Genomic DNA, 15,458 nt, shown 5'->3' on the forward strand with positions numbered 1-15,458 from the left:
CAAAAAATTTGGGGTGAACTCGATGCTAGAGTTAAATATTGAAAATCCGGAAGAGCTAGTCCTTGTTGCACACGCGCTGTCTACGGATTTAAGGGTGAATATCATCCAATTATTAAATACAAAAAAACTGAATATAAATGAAATTGCTGAAGCGCTTCAGATTCCTGTATCCACCGCTGCTTCCAATGTGAAGATTCTGGAGAAGGCGCGGCTTATAGAAACGGAGCTGCTGCCGGCAACGCGCGGCGCAATGAAGGTATGTACTCGGACGTATCATGACATTCATATTGTTTTAAATTCACAGTTCTATAACAAGCAGCCGACGAATAACTGCTATGAGATTGAAATGCCCATCGGCTATTTTACGAATTGCCAGGTATCGCCGACCTGCGGGATGGCCAATACGGATAAAATGATTATCCAGGAGGATTCGCCCGCCGGCTTTTTCCATCCCGACCGCTCATCAGCGCAAATTATTTGGTTCCGAAAAGGGTTTGTCGACTACAGGTTTCCTCTGGAACTGCCGAAAGGAGCGAAAGTTCAATCGGTTCAGTTCAGCCTTGAGATTTGTTCGGAAGCGCCGAACTACGACAATAACTGGCCATCGGACATTTCGTTCTGGGTGAACGGCGTTGATGTCGGATCATGGACCTCTCCCGGCGATTTCGGGGGACGCAAAGGAAAGCTCAATCCGGAATGGTGGCCGGACAATTCGACGCAATTCGGGCTCCTCAAAACTTTGAGTGTGGACGGCAATATGACGGCAATCGATAATGTTCAAGTATCATCCGTCAATTTACATCAATTAGCGTTAGAAAGTCATAGTTTTATAGACCTAAGGCTTGGTGTAAAAGATGACGCAACTTTTAAAGGCGGGATTAACATTTTCGGCAACAAATTTGGCGACTACGAACAGGGGATCAATATGAAGGTGTTCTACACGTTTTAAACGATAGAGAATATGGCCATACCAACAAGATTGTTGTGTGGCTGCGTCTTTACATACAAAATATCTGTATTAATAATCTAATCATGTTCTAGTATTACAAAAATATTAAAATATTAATTGACATGACTTGATGTAAGCGTTATTATATCCCTATAAGATACAAAAAAATGGTTGTAATACACTTTTATTGTTTTATGTATCTTGAATGATAAAAAGGGAGCGATTGATTTGAAAACAAAGAAAGTATTAACGTCGATGCTTGGCGGGGCGATGGCAATATCCCTTTTGGCAGGCTGCTCGAGTAACGCGGGTACAAGTTCAACACCGGCAGGCAGCGAAGCGCCAAAGAAAGAACAAGCGGCAGAAACGCCTAAAGCGGATAATACGGGCGGGAAGAAAACGGAACTTGTATTCTGGACGCTGTTTGCCGGCGGAGACGGAGAATACATGGATCAAATCATCAGTTCATTCAATAAATCGCAAGACAATATTACGATCAAGAACGTCAAGCTGGAGTGGGCGGAATATTATACGAAGCTGGTGACGGGAGTTTCAGGCGGCAAAGGGCCGGATATCGGGATTTCCCACACGTCGAAATTGCCTGAACTTATCAAGGCCGGCGTCGTAACGGAGTTAGATGCTACGGGTAAAGCCATTAACCTCAATTGGGACAACTACAACAGCAATATTTTGAGCTCGGCTACAGTCGGCGGCAAGCATTACGCGGTTCCGATCGACACCCATCCTTTCATCATGTATTACAATAAAAAGCATTTGCAGACTGCCGGATTGCTTAGCGCGGATGGCAAACCGACCCTTGAACCGGGCGGAGACGGATTCGTGAAGTTTTTGACGACATTGAAAGATAAGCTGCCTAAGGATGTAACCCCTTTCGCTTTCTCCAACAACGCCGATGACCCTTATCGTCTGTGGTGGGCACTCTATTCTCAACAAGGCGGCAATGACGTCATTGCCGATGACGGTAAAACACCGTCAATTGATATGGACAAAGCGATCAAAGCGGCGAACTACATCAAGGACTTATATTATACAAGCAAGGTCATCAAACCGCAGGACCCTGACTTCTACAAAACGTTCCAAAGTGGCAAAGGCGCTATCATGATGACGGGCGTGTGGGCAACGGGCACTTGGGAAACGACCAAAGATCTTGATTTTGGCGCTATGCCGATTCCTAATATTTTCGGAAATACGAAAACATGGGGCGATTCCCATACGATCATCCTGCCGGTAACGGCGAAAGAAGATCCGAAGAAACGCGAAGCCGCATTGACATTCGCCAATTATGTGGCGGAAAAAGGCGGACAGATTTGGGCCAAAGCAGGTCATATTCCTGCGAACAAAACGGTCCTCGATACTCCGGAATTTAAGGCTTTGAAATACCGCAGCGACTATGCCAATGTTGCCGGCGATGTCGTCTTCCCGAAGGTATCCGAAAAAACATGGCCGAAGAACGATATCCTGAAAAAATATTTGGATGAAATCTGGTTGAATAAAACAGCGACGGATGCCGTATTCAAGAAAATTGAGGGCGAGCTAAAAACGACGATGTCCAAATAAGCGAATTTTACGGCCATAACAAGCTTGAAGTGACCATGCTTCAAGCTTGTTATGTTCAAGAAAGCGAGGGGAGAACCGGCGTGACCACAAACGAGATCGAATTGGAGAAAACTGCTGTCAGCGTAAAAGCAAAGACCAATGCCAAACAATGGCGGCTGGATATTCTGGCCTTCTTATTTCTTTTGCCTTTTTTGGTACTATACGTCGTATTTACGATATTCCCTATGATCAAGGGACTCCAGATGAGTCTGTACGACTGGACATTGATTAAAAAAATGGACTTTGTCGGCCTGGATAATTACGCGACAATGCTCAAGGATGCAAATTTTTGGAGCGCGATCTGGCATTCTACTTATTTTGTCATTTTATCTACGCCAAGCATGCTGGTATTCGCTTTGCTTCTCGCCGTAATCGCGAATCAGAAGACACGTCTTCAGAAGTTTTTTCGCAGTGTATTTTTCTTGCCGTCTGTCTTATCGGTGTCGGTCGTTTCCTACGTAGGTCTGTTCGTTATTCAACCTTACACGGGCTTTTTGAACAATTTACTTAAATTACTGGGCATTCTTTCGGCAGATCAGGAAATATTCTGGCTTACGGAAACCTCTCTTGCATGGATCGCGATAACGGCCATTACACTTTGGTGGACGGTTGGTGTCAATATGATCTTGTATTTATCGGCGATGCAGGATATTCCGGATGATATCTACGAAGCGGGAAGACTTGACGGCGCCACGGAACGTCAAATGTTTTTCCGAATTACGCTCCCGCTGCTAGGGCCGATTACGAAAACTATTTTGCTGCTGCAAATTATTGCATCCTATAAAGTGTTTTTACAAATCTACATCATTACGCGAGGCGGGCCGGGCACAGATACGCGCCCCATCATTCAGTACATTTACGAAGAGGGAATCAAAAATAATCACATGGGCTATGCAGCGACGATGTCCTATGCGCTTTTTGCCATACTTCTGATCGTATCCTTGATTCAGATGAGAATGAACGCCAAGAAGGAGGAGATCTAAAATGCGGGCTCTTCGCTTGACATTATCGTTCATTTTAGCGCTGCTTTTTCTAGTGCCGATCTCTTGGATGCTGATCGTTTCGATTAAAGATGAAGGGATGAAAATTACCGGAGTACTCGATTGGTATAAGCCGCCTTATACGTTTGAGACGTACGCATATATTTTTCAAGAAACGTCGTTGATGAGGTGGATGTTCAACTCCCTCGTCGTTGCTTCCATCGTTACGCTGATGACGTTGCTGTTTTGCTCGATGAGCGCTTTTGCGCTGTCCAAGATCAAGTTCCGGTATCGGAAATTCATCTTCGTTTTCATCTTGGCCGGATTGTTAATTCCTGGAGAAGCGACGCTGATTCCGCTTTATCAGGTGGTCAAGGATTTGGGCATGCTGGATTCGTACCAGGGCTTGATTTTACCGGCAGTTGCATCTCCGTTCGCGGTTATTGTGTTGGCCAGCTTTTTCGCTGCGGTTCCTAATGAGCTTCTGGAAAGCGCCGAGATGGACGGGGGAAGCAAACTGAGGATTTACAGCAGTATTGTACTGCCTCTTGCGAAGCCGGCTTTGGCATCGATCGTCATTCTGACGTTCATCGGCCAATGGAACAACTTTTTGTGGCCATTTATCGCGATTACATCCGAAGAATTATTCACGCTGCCAATGGGGATTCCTACCCTCATGTCCCAGTATTCGGAAGATTATGTGAGACCGATGGCGATCAACTCCGTCTCCTCCATTCCTGTCATGCTCGCTTTCTTATTTTTTGAGCGGCAAATCGTCAAAGGGTTGAGCTTTTCAGGGATTAAGGGGTAATGCATGAACCAAGAGAGAGACTACAGCATCGATGTGTTCAAAGGTTTGCTCGTGATCGGCATGGTATACTGCCATATTTTACAGTTTTTCAGCGATCCCAAGATTTTTGCCGGGGCGCAGCAAGTGATCGATGTTATGAATATCGTTACTTTTTCCGGCTTTGTATTTAGTTTTGGATACGTCGGTCAATTGGCTTATTATAGCAAGCCATTCAGAGCCGTGTATGGAAGAATGCTCTCTACTGCGTTGAAAACATTAGTTGCATTCTATATATCCGGTACGTATTACCGGTTGTATCTGGATCACAAGCTCTTAGAGTGGGAGACGATCAAGCCGATTCTCATTCTGCAGGATATTCCCGGATGGTCGGAGTTTCTCGTATCGTTCTCGCTGATTATGCTCGTCGGGTTGGCGTTATTTAAACCGTTGATTTGGCTTGTCGAGCGCAAAATCATATTTTGGACGATTGTTCTCGCGCTGCTGGCAGCAACCTGGATCCCTTATGATCAAGTGACTGTGAATCAGCTGGGAATATTGATAGGATCGAAGCGATTTGCCGCTTTTCCTGTGCTCCAATACTTCCCGTACTATTTGATAGGGATGTACGCATCACGCTATAAGCTGGGCCGGGACTGGAAGTTTATGGTCGGCTCGCTCATATCATCAGGTATCTTTATCGTTTATGTCGCAGTTAAGCATGGCTTGCCTGAACGATTCCCGCCATCCATTTATTGGATTCTAAGCTCGGCTTTCCTGCTTTATGTGTACTTCCTCGCTGCTAAGGCGCTGGCTTCCGGATTGAGGTATGCGAGCTTTTTGCTAGTTTTAGGTCAAAACGTGCTGCTTTATCTGCTGCTGAGCAATATGATGATTTTTACTTTAAAGCACAATCAGGGACAGCTATTGTTAAGCACGGCTGAATGCTTCTGGTTCGCTGTCGGTATGCTCCTTCTCATTAGCTTTTTCATTCGGATCACGATTACGAAAACGTTGAAGTCCAAGGTCTCCGTCAGCGGGTGAGCACAAACATATCTCAAGGAAGGAGCGAAGATGTGAAGAGGCGCATACTTTTTCTCGTGATGATGATCAGCTTTGTACTCATTCTTGCTTCTTGCCGGGAAGAGGGGCCGCAGCGCATGGATATGAAGAAGTGGAGTCAGTCCGCTACCTATAGCAATCCTATGGAATTGGCTGAAGAGTGGGACGAATACGGAATCGGCGATCCCTTTGTACTTCGCTATAACGGCATGTACTATTTGTACTGCAGTACGCGGGACGATCAGATTGGCGTTAAGGCGTGGAGCTCGGCAGATCTAGCCAATTGGAAGCCGGAGGGACTCGTTACAGAGGAGCCTTTGACCCAAGGCGCATACGCGCCGGAAGTCGTCTATTGGAACGGTTATTTCTATATGTACACGTCTCCTGGAGGCGGCGGACATTATGTGCTGCGCAGCGACAGTCCCACAGGTCCGTTTAAGATTCAGACGGAAAATCTGGGAATGACGATCGACGGCTCGGTGTTCGTTGACGATGACGGCAAATGGTATTTTACGCGTGCATCCGACCGGGGCATCGTGGCCCACGAAATGACCGATCCTTATACGTTCGGTTCGGCCAGGTTGATCCCGGAAGCCTACATGCAGCACTGGACAGAGGGCTCGATGATATGGAAAAGACACGGTAAATACCTGATGACGTATACAGGTAATCATGTCTTCAGTACCGGTTACCGAATCCAGTATTCCATTTCCGACAAAGGAACGTTAGGTCCGTACCGAACGCCGAAAAACAATCCGTTCGTGATCAGCACCGATGACGCGTTTAACGGCCTTGGCCACAGTTCGACGGTGCTCGGGCCTGATCTGGACTCGTATTATTTGGTCTATCACAATCTGATAGGAGCTTCAACGAAAGGTCCTCCCATACGCATGCTGAACATTGACCGTTTGCAGTTTAACGGCGATCGCATGTCGCTGCTTGGGCCTACTTATGACATGAACCGGCCTGCAGCCCGCATGCCTGATTTTGCATCGAAAGAGGTGCTTCCCGGAACTACGGCCGGTTGGAAGCAAGAGCAGATGAAGGGGATGACGTTCGTCGTCAGCGAATCCGAGACTGACCCGACGTTCACAGCGGAGTATAATTTCCGCGCCATGGCAGCGGGTGGAGCCTCACCAAGCATGGGTGTCGTTTTTGCATACGAGAATGGGAAAAATTATATGTTTGCTGGTGTGAACGGAAATCATGAGCTGACTTTACATGCTGTAAAGGATGGAAATGCGAGTCTGTTATCCAAAGCACAGCTCCCTAATGAAACGGATTTAAGCAAGCTGCATACCGTCCGGGTTGAATGTTATGACGGGGCTATTCACGTGTATTGGGACCAGATGCACAAAATCGAGGCAGATACTCAGGTCCGAGGCGGTAAAATTGGCTACTTGTACGATATCTCGGCGGTTCCTGCTATTTTATTCACAGCTTATAGCAACGACGCAGGGGGAAGCAGCGACCATGAAACCGTTAAACCGATACCTGGTAACATCGAGGCTGTGCATCACTTGAAAGACAAGGGCCGTGGTTATTCCGATGCAGGATCGGACGACAAACGAGTTACGGATGACGGCAGTCGCTCAGCCGAATTGCCTAACGCCGATGACTGGCTTCAGTATCATGTTCAGGTTAAGAAGGCAGGAACTTATGGCATCGATATGGATTTGCTGCCTGTTGAAGATGAGACAACCATTGAAATTGCCGCAGGCGGGGAGAAGCAGCAGTTTGTGCTGCAGGGAAGAGGTCATACGGACTCAAAGTGGGAACGAATACGCATAGGAAGTATGGAACTTCAAGAAGGCTATGCCGGACTAAAAGTCAGTGTTCTGAGAGGCTCGCTTTCGTTCCGAACGATGACGTTTTATTCAAGCGGAGAAGCTTTTACGCCCATCGAAAATGTGCCGAAACGGATGGTGGGCATGTGGATTCCTGTGGACGGCGGATATGAAACCCGCTCGCATGAGTACATCAAAACATTCGCAGGCAGCGAAGATTGGACCGATTACCGAATGGATGCCGAGTTCCACTATCCGACCGACCCGACAAGCGATGCCGGCTTACTGATACGATCCGTCCATGAATCTTACTACCCGCATCAAGTTCATGATGCATTTACAGGATATTACGCGTCCGTGGATCAAGATGGACTTTCGCTGAAAAAAGTGAATTACGGGAAACAGGAAGTGCTGCAAAGCGTACCTTTGGACATTCAAAAAGAAGTTGCTTACCGCATGAGTGTTGAAGTATCCGGCAATAGAATTCGCGTTTATTGGAACGGATCGCCGGATCCCGTTATCGATTATTTCGACCCGAGAGCTTATACGCATGGGAAGATCGGTCTCCTTTCCAATCATTCCGATATTATTTTTCATCAAGTTCGTTTGCAATAGCACAAAAATATAGATTCATAAGGAGCGAAAGAAAAACCATGACGACTAAAATGTATATCAAAGATTATCCAAGACCGCAATTCGTACGCCAATCCTGGCTCAGCTTGAACGGAGAATGGGACTTCCGTTTTGATGATGACAATGCCGGAGAATCGGAGAAATGGTATCGGCAGTTGAATGGAAATCTCAAAATTACGGTTCCTTTTACTTACGAGACGAAAGCAAGCGGCATTGGCGAAGAAACGTTTCATCCGAACGTATGGTACGAACGCACGCTCGCTATCCCTATGGAGCAGGAAGGCAATAAAGTCATTCTCCATTTTCAGGCCGTGGATTATATAGCGAAGCTATGGGTTAACGGAACCAAAGTCGGTCAGCATCAAGGCGGATATGCAGCATTTTCTTTTGACATTACGCCTTACATTCAATTTGGAGCGGACAACCGCATCGTGCTGAAGGCGGAAGATTCGCAAAGCTGTACGCAACCGCGAGGCAAACAGCGCTGGATCGATAACAATTTTGAGTGTTTTTATGTGCAGACCACAGGCATTTGGCAGAGTGTATGGGTGGAGTATGTGGCCCCTTCATATATCAAGTCCGTTAAAATAACGCCCGATATCGACCGCAACTCGGTTCGCTTTGAGTACCAGACGCACAGAGCTGCCTCTTCCAAACAGCTCCGTCTGGAAACGCGGATCAGCCTTCAGGACCAATTGATTAAACAATCCAGTTTAGTCATCGATCGCCCGTGGCTTGGGCTCGATGTGGAGTTGTTCCATGAGGCGAACGGGCCGTGGAAAGTGAAGACATGGTCGCCGGAGAGACCGAACCTTTACGATGTGGAATTCGTCCTTTATGAAGAGGATACGATTATTGACCATGTGTATTCCTATTTTGGAATGCGAAAGGTATCGATCGAAAAAGGCAAAGTGCTGCTCAATAACACGCCATACTACCAGCGCCTCATTCTCGATCAGGGCTACTGGCCGGAAAGCCACCTGACGCCGCCTTCGGAGGAAGCGTTGATCGAGGACATCCGTGCTGTTCAGGCGATGGGTTACAACGGGGTCCGGAAGCACATGAAAATTGAAGATTCCAGATTTCTGTACTGGTGCGATGTGTTAGGTCTGCTTGTCTGGTCGGAAATGGCGGCGACGTTCGAATTCAATGACGAGGCGGTCGACAACTTCACCACGGAATGGGTCGAAATCGTCCGCCAGCAGTACAATCATCCAAGTATTGTGACATGGGTGCCTTTTAATGAATCATGGGGCATTCAGCAAATTTTAACGCATGCCCAGCAGCAGAAATTTACTGAGGGCATTTATCATCTGACCAAATCGCTGGACCCGCATCGCCCTGTCGTGGTGAACGACGGTTGGGAGCATACCGTTTCCGACATACTGACGCTTCATGATTACGAAGAACGCGGCGAGGCATTTTCCAAGCGATATGCAGACAAACATGCGGTTACTAACAATGAATTTTCATTTAATCATTTGAAGTACGCGATGGCTCAAGGATATGCGTATCGAGGCCAGCCAATCATCATTTCAGAATTTGGGGGCATTGCTTTTAAAACAGATAAAGGCTGGGGATATGGAAACCAGGTTGATAATGAGGCGGCTTTCCTTGAGCGATTCCGCAGTATCACGCAGGCGATCAAGGATACGGAATATGTATGCGGATATTGCTATACGCAGATTACGGATGTTCAGCAGGAAGTGAACGGATTGCTTACCGAGGACCGAAAGCCAAAGGTCGCGTTGGAACTTATTAAAGAAATCAATCTCTCTTAAATGAAAAAACATAGCTTAAGTCCTTGAATGGGCTTAGGTTATGTTTTTTTTGTTGTCCTGCCCGTCTAGAAGATATAGTATATAATACACATAAGGCAACCTTTACATGACAGGGTGTGAGAGCCATAAGACGGCTTTTTGTATCGCTTCGAACCAAGTTCATCATTTTATTTTGCGTAATGATTACGCTTCCATTTATAATCAGCGGGCTGCTTGCCTATCAGAAATATTCAGCGAATAGCGAGAGAAATGCGGAGGCTTACTCGGAGCAGATCGTCGAGCAAGTTACCATTAATCTGGAACGGTATATAAAAGAGATGGACCGGATTACGATTGCCTTATATTATAATCCTGATGTGCTGCAAATTCTGAAAAACCACAGGGGGCCTTTGCAAAATGAGAGCTATCTGAAGGTCGACGAGATCTCCAAGATGAATCAGCTTATTTCAACCGGCATCATTGAGCAAACGGAAATGGAAGGTCTGTTCATTTTTGCGCTCGACGGCAGTTTGTTCAGTAATTTGCAGGAGACGATCCGCTTGAGTTGGAAACCGGAGTCCAACAGCTGGATGCAGCAGGCGAAGTGGAAGGACGGCGGCCTTACGATTGTTCCGCCAATGGAAGGCAGCTACTACCTGGAGGCGCCGAAGGAAGTGCTTTCCTTAGCCAGACTGATTAAGGACCCGGTAACGAATCAGGATCTCGGATACGTGAAGGCGGATCTTACTAACGCGGGATTTCAAAAAATTGTTTCTTCCGTTAAAGTAACCAAGAATAGCCAGTTATATGTGTTTAACGAAGATTTCAAGCGTGTTTATCCGTTTTCGGACAGCCGCGGCGACAGCTACCAGGACATTGTAAACAAGAGTACTAGAGATGTCCTTGTCTCCAGCCGCGCTACGGCTTACGGAGTGCTGCAAATCGTTGGGCTCATTCCAAGGGAAGACGTGCTTTCTGAAGCGAAGCAAATGACCACATATACGCTCTGGATTTCTCTATGCTCCCTGCTCATGGCATACGTGGCGGCAGTATTTACCTCAAGCAGGATGGTGAAGCCGATCGGGCATCTGCAGAAAAAAATGAGGCGAGTGCAGAACGGGGAATTCCACGAGCGGGCGGAAGTTTATTCGAATGATGAAATCGGTCTCCTGACGGAGGGCTTCAATACGATGGTGTCCCAATTGGAGTCGATGATCAAGGATATGTACGAGCTGCGGCTCAGAGAGAAGGAATCGGAATTGAACGCGCTGCAAAGCCAGATCAATCCCCATTTTTTATATAACACGTTGGAATCGATCAGTATGGCGGCGCACAAACAAAGCAACACGGAGCTTTCGGACGTTATTACAAGCCTTGGCAAGCTGTTGAGGTATACGGTGAATAAGCAGGAACGGCTCGTTTATTTGAAGGATGAGCTGGCTTTTGTCGAAAGCTACTTGAATATCCAGACGTTTCGCTTGGAAGACAAGCTGGACAGCGAGCTGCGGGTCGATTTTTTACATGAGTATGCGCTTGTACCAAAGCTGATTCTTCAGCCGTTGGTAGAGAACGCCATAGAGCACGGCCCCGGTTCCCGTCCCTTGAAGGTGACGATTTATACGAGAGCCGAGGACAATGATCTGTTTATTTATGTCCAGGATAACGGGGTCGGGATACCTGCTGAAAGAATGAAGCTGATCGAGACAAGATTAGCGCAGCAGCATGAACTTACACAAGAATCCGCATCCGGTCAAAGGTCAAAAGGATTCGCTTTACGTAACATACATCAAAGACTCAGGTTATTATATGGCGAATCTTACGGGCTATCCATCCAGTCGTCGGCAGGATCGGAGGGCACAACTATCGTATTAAGGCTGCCTTTTCAATGGGAGGAATAACGAAGTGAAGATTTTAATTGTGGAGGATGAGACGAAGATTAGAGAGGGCCTCCGTAAAATCGTCGAAGATGTCATAACTTCAGGACTTTCCGTCGCAGAAGCAAGCAGCGGGAAGGAAGCGATCGAGTGGCTGAAAACGCAAGATCATGTAGATCTGATGCTTACAGATATCCGGATGAGCGAAATGGATGGCATCGCACTAATCAAAAAAGTGCATCAAACCCATTCGGGCATGCATGTTGTGGTGATTAGCGGTTACGATGAGTTCGTGTACGCAAGGGAAGCGATGCGTTATGGAACGCTGGATTATTTGCTGAAGCCGATTGACCGGGTTGAGCTTGCCCGCGTGCTTGGGCGGGTGCAAGAGATGATCGGCGGCAGCAAGCATGAAGTTGCGGCGAAAGATGCGGGGCAGCAGGAGGACGATAAGGAACGGTTGACGATCCGTAAAGTGAAGGAATTTGTGGGCCAATCGCTCGATAAGGATATTTCCTTGCCGATGCTTGCGCAGCATGTTTACCTTCATCCGAAATATTTGTCCGATATGTTCAAAAGGGAAACGGGACAAAATTTGTCCGATTACGTGACGGAGCGCAGGCTTGAGAAAGCAAAGAAGCTGCTGAAGGAAACGACCATGCGGATTGCCGATATCGCGCAGTTATGCGGATTTGCCAACCATAAATATTTCGCTTCTTTGTTTAAGCAGCATAACGGGTGCACGCCGACGGAATTTCGGGATCTCTAAACATCTTACGATTTTATACCTAATATGGAAATCGTGTCGTTATTTCGATGCGATTTTTTCTTTATAATCGACCTTGTAAGCGGTTAAAAAATGAGAAAGAGGGTTCGCATATGAGAAAAAGTTTGTTGTGTTTAAGCGCTGTCATCGTATCGGCTAGCCTGTTCGCAGGCTGTTCATCCGCACCGAAAGGGAACGGGGCTGGAGCCTCGGCGGCGCCGGGAGCAACGGCGGCAAGCGCGAAAGCGCCGGCGAAGGATGTTAAGCTGACTTTCAGTATTTGGGGAAATGATATGCATAAAAAAATGTACGAGGGTCTGATCGAGAAATACCGGAAAACGCATCCAAATGTAAGCGTTGAAATTATGACGATCCCGGGTACGGACTATCAGCAAAAGCTTTCGGTTATGATGGCGTCCAGAACGGCGCCGGATGTGATATGGCTGATGGAAAGGGCGATTCCGCAATTTATGAATGCAGGTCAGCTGGAAGATATCTCTTCCATTAAATCCGATAGCGCCTATAAAGCGGACGACCTGATTCCTTCTACGTTGGAGCTGGTGTCGCAGGGCGAGAAGCTGTATGGCATTCCTTTTTCCACACCGCCTAACATGATCTACTACAATAAGAAACTGTTCCAGGAAAAAGGCTTGAAAACGCCTGGCGAGCTTTATAAGGAAGGCAATTGGACTTATGACGAGATGACCAAGGCGGCAACAGCGATTGCCCAGCCGGATAAAGGCATTTACGGTGTTAACCTGATTCGTCCGGGCGGCTGGAATCCGAGTTGGACCGAATCTTTGCAGACGCTGGTTTGGGCTTACGGAGCGGATTTCTTCAGCAAAGACGGCAAGAGTTTCACGCTGAATACGAAGCAAGGCGAACAAGCGCTGCAAACCTTCAGCGACGCGATGTTCAAATCCAAGATTCATCCGAAGCCAGGCGATCAAACGACGTTTGAATCCGGCAAAATCGCCATGCAGCAGGAGCTGTTCAGCTACATGGGAAAGGCCAAGGCGGTCAAAGATTTCGAGTGGGACATTGCGCCGATGCCCAAAGGTCCCGGCGGTCAGGGGACAACGCTCGGCTATGCGGCCTATTTTGTAACGAAGGGGAACCCGAACGTAGAGGAAGCCAAAGAATTCGTGAAATTCCTCAGCAATCCGGAAAATATGACGGTGACTTCCCAGTATTTTGTGCCAAGCCGGAAATCCGTTCTCGGATCCGAAGACTTCCTGAAGCAAGGTCCATCGCCTGAAAGCGTGAAGATTGCCGTACTCGATCAGATGGCGCAGGCGCGAGTCAGACAGGGCTACCCAAATTTCCAGAAAATCGATGAAAAGATGCGGCTGAATTTTGACACGATTTACACGCAATCCGCACCGATCCCTGACATATTGAAAAGAATGGAGCAGGATGTCACGCCTGTCTTAGGCAAGTAGTAACCCGAAGGAGTGGAGAACATCATGAGTACCGTGTCTATAGAGAAAAAGCGAGAGATCAATCTGTCAGGCGTGGTGAATAGAAGTCGGTTGAAACGAAGAAACGCCGTGTATGGATATCTGTTTATTGCCCCGATGATGCTGGGATTCCTGTTCTTCATGGCGGGTCCGATTGTGGCCGCTCTCGGATTAAGTTTTACCGATTATTCGCTGCTTCATTCCACTTCTTTCGTCGGTGTGGACAATTATATCCATGTCCTGACGAAAGATGATATGTTCTGGAAATCGGTGTGGAATACGCTGTACTTCTCGGCAGGACTGATCCCGCTAAACTTGATTCTGGCGCTGTCCTTGGCGCTGCTGCTGAACAATAAGCTGCGCGGGGTGGGGATATTCCGCACAGCCATTTTTACCCCGGTGGTGACTTCGATCATCGTCTGGGCCATTGTCTGGAAGTATGTGTTTGCGACCGATGCGGGGCTGCTGAACCAGCTTCTCAGCTATGCGGGCATCGAAGGTCCGGCATGGTTGTATGATACCAAGCTTGTCATGCCTGTCGTCATTGTGGTAAGCGTACTCAAGAAGGTCGGCATGAATATGGTTATCTTTTTGGCCGCCCTGCATGATGTGCCCAAAATGTACTACGAAGCCGCAACGATTGACGGCGCTTCCAAGTGGAAGCAGTTTACGAAAATTACGCTGCCGATGATTTCGCCGTCGCTATTTTTAACCTTGATTATTACGCTTATCGGTTCCTTAAAGGTATTCTCGCAAATCGTCGTGATGACCGATGGAGGACCGGGGAATAGTACGCACGTGCTCGTATATTACATCTACAAGTTGGCTTTCAAGACGTTCGACCTTGGCTATGCTTCGGCAGTCGCCTTTATTCTTTTCTTCCTCGTTCTGCTCTTGACCATCATGCAATGGAATTTGCGGAAAAGGTGGGTGCACCATGAACAATAAAGCGCTGCAGATCATAACCGACGGTATACGCTACTTGCTGCTTATCCTTGTTTCTATCGTTATTTTGACTCCTTTTCTGTGGATGCTGACGACTTCGCTGAAGGATGAAACGAAAGTGTTTCAATTTCCTCCGCAGTGGATTCCCAGCCCGATGGTCTGGGAGAATTACAAGCAAGTCTTTGTTACACAGCCTTTGTTTCTGACTCAATACTGGAACAGCTTATACATTGCCGTGCTTGTTACAATCGGCACTTGTATCGTGGGGGCACTGGCGGGCTATGCGTTTGCGAAGATCTCATTTCGTTTTAAAAACGTGCTGTTTCTGATTCTACTCAGCGGGATGATGATTCCTAACGAAGTGACCATTATTCCGAACTTCATTTGGTTTTCCAAGCTGAACCTGGTTGACAACCATTTTACGCTTATTGTTCCGCCGATCTTGGGGGCGGGGGGAATCTTCGGCGTTTTCCTGCTGAGACAGTTCTATATTACGATTCCCAAAGATATGGATGAAGCTGCCGAGATCGAAGGATGCACGCCTTGGCAGACGTTTTGGCGAATTATGGTTCCGCTTGCTTCGCCCGCATTTGCCACGCTGTCTATTTTTACATTCCTGAGCAGCTGGGAGGATTTCCTTGATCCGCTCATTTATATCAGTTCATCCAAGCTGTTTACGCTTCCGGTTGCGATGAAATTATTTACGGATATGGCGGGTACCGCTTGGCATCTTTTGATGGCCGCATCAGTCATGGCTACGTTGCCGCTGCTCCTGGTGTTTTTTGTCGCACAGAAGAAATTCATTGACGGTATCGCAACCACAGGTTTGAAGTAGGAG

12 protein-coding genes are annotated in these 15,458 nt (G+C 47.3%); all 12 read left to right on the plus strand.

Annotation, left to right across the window (positions count from 1 at the left end; all coding sequences use genetic code 11):
- The first annotated feature begins 22 nt into the window (after positions 1-22).
- On the plus strand, positions 23-949 hold the full coding sequence (locus ICC18_RS01350; protein WP_188172582.1) for an ArsR/SmtB family transcription factor: 927 nt from the start codon (positions 23-25) through the stop codon (positions 947-949).
- A gap of 228 nt (positions 950-1,177) precedes the next feature.
- Positions 1,178-2,527 carry a type 2 periplasmic-binding domain-containing protein gene (locus ICC18_RS01355; protein WP_223192245.1) on the plus strand — a complete coding sequence of 450 codons (1,350 nt, stop codon included), beginning with the start codon at positions 1,178-1,180 and terminating at the stop codon, positions 2,525-2,527.
- A gap of 80 nt (positions 2,528-2,607) precedes the next feature.
- Positions 2,608-3,549: a carbohydrate ABC transporter permease gene (locus ICC18_RS01360; protein WP_312029464.1), complete on the plus strand. Its 942-nt coding sequence runs from the start codon at positions 2,608-2,610 to the stop codon at positions 3,547-3,549.
- Between the two features lies 1 nt (position 3,550).
- On the plus strand, positions 3,551-4,357 hold the full coding sequence (locus ICC18_RS01365; RefSeq protein ID WP_188172584.1) for a carbohydrate ABC transporter permease: 807 nt from the start codon (positions 3,551-3,553) through the stop codon (positions 4,355-4,357).
- 3 nt (positions 4,358-4,360) lie between these two features.
- Positions 4,361-5,377, plus strand: a complete 1,017-nt coding sequence (locus ICC18_RS01370; RefSeq protein ID WP_188172585.1) for a hypothetical protein — start codon at positions 4,361-4,363, stop codon at positions 5,375-5,377.
- Positions 5,378-5,409: 32 nt separating this feature from the next.
- Positions 5,410-7,797 (plus strand): family 43 glycosylhydrolase, encoded by a 2,388-nt coding sequence (locus ICC18_RS01375; protein WP_188172586.1) that lies wholly within the window; start codon positions 5,410-5,412, stop codon positions 7,795-7,797.
- Between the two features lie 38 nt (positions 7,798-7,835).
- Complete coding sequence (locus ICC18_RS01380; protein WP_188172587.1) at positions 7,836-9,596, plus strand: glycoside hydrolase family 2 protein; 1,761 nt, start codon at positions 7,836-7,838, stop codon at positions 9,594-9,596.
- Between the two features lie 116 nt (positions 9,597-9,712).
- A complete protein-coding gene (locus tag ICC18_RS34495; RefSeq protein ID WP_188172588.1) occupies positions 9,713-11,473 on the plus strand; it encodes a cache domain-containing sensor histidine kinase in 1,761 nt (586 codons plus the stop codon).
- A gap of 4 nt (positions 11,474-11,477) precedes the next feature.
- Positions 11,478-12,218: a response regulator transcription factor gene (locus ICC18_RS34500; RefSeq protein WP_188172589.1), complete on the plus strand. Its 741-nt coding sequence runs from the start codon at positions 11,478-11,480 to the stop codon at positions 12,216-12,218.
- A 110-nt stretch (positions 12,219-12,328) separates the two neighbouring features.
- Positions 12,329-13,657, plus strand: coding sequence for an ABC transporter substrate-binding protein (locus ICC18_RS01395; RefSeq protein ID WP_188172590.1), 1,329 nt, complete (start codon positions 12,329-12,331; stop codon positions 13,655-13,657).
- 24 nt (positions 13,658-13,681) lie between these two features.
- On the plus strand, positions 13,682-14,623 hold the full coding sequence (locus tag ICC18_RS01400; protein ID WP_188172591.1) for a carbohydrate ABC transporter permease: 942 nt from the start codon (positions 13,682-13,684) through the stop codon (positions 14,621-14,623).
- Positions 14,613-15,455, plus strand: a complete 843-nt coding sequence (locus tag ICC18_RS01405) for a carbohydrate ABC transporter permease (protein ID WP_188172592.1) — start codon at positions 14,613-14,615, stop codon at positions 15,453-15,455. Before ICC18_RS01400 ends, ICC18_RS01405 begins: the two co-directional genes overlap by 11 nt.
- Positions 15,456-15,458: the final 3 nt, after the last annotated feature.

This window comes from Paenibacillus sedimenti (assembly GCF_014534655.1).
GTDB classification, from domain to species: Bacteria; Bacillota; Bacilli; order Paenibacillales; family NBRC-103111; genus Paenibacillus_E; species Paenibacillus_E sedimenti.